The sequence below is a fragment of the Pseudomonas sp. 43(2021) genome, assembly GCF_017490805.1.
Taxonomy (GTDB): domain Bacteria; phylum Pseudomonadota; class Gammaproteobacteria; order Pseudomonadales; family Pseudomonadaceae; genus Aquipseudomonas.
On sequence record NZ_JAFGYJ010000519.1, the window covers coordinates 1 to 446 of the forward strand.

1 protein-coding gene is annotated in these 446 nt (G+C 62.1%); it reads left to right on the forward strand.

Going from position 1 to position 446, the window contains the following annotated elements; translation table 11 throughout:
- On the forward strand, positions 1 to 403 hold a 403-nt coding region (locus J5M71_RS28480; RefSeq protein ID WP_243434400.1), incomplete at its 5' end, for a glutamate synthase-related protein.
- Between the last annotated feature and the right edge of the window lie 43 nt (positions 404 to 446).

Consider the following 446-nt stretch of genomic DNA (forward strand, 5'->3'; position numbering starts at 1 on the left):
GGTGAACTCCGCGCGCGGCTTCATGTTCGCGGTCGGCTGCATCCAGGCGCAGCACTGCCACACCGACCGCTGCCCGACGGGCGTCGCGACGCAGGACCCGGTGCGCCAGCGCGCGCTCGTCGTGCCGGACAAGGCCGATCGCGTCTACAACTTCCATCGCAGCACACTCAAAGCGCTGGCGGAGATGCTCGCTGCTGCCGGGCTCGATCATCCATCGCAACTGTCGGCCAAGCATCTGGTGCGTCGCATGTCGGCAACCGAGATCAAACTGTTCTCGCAGCTGCATGTGTTTCTGAAACCGGGGGAATTGCTTACTGGCGAAGTGAATGGCGAGTTCTATTCGCGGATGTGGCAGATGGCGCGGGCGGACAGTTTTGAGCCGGCAGAAGTCGTCGCTGCGTAACGGCTGAAAGGTGTGCATTTCCATTCGGAATGCACACCCTTAC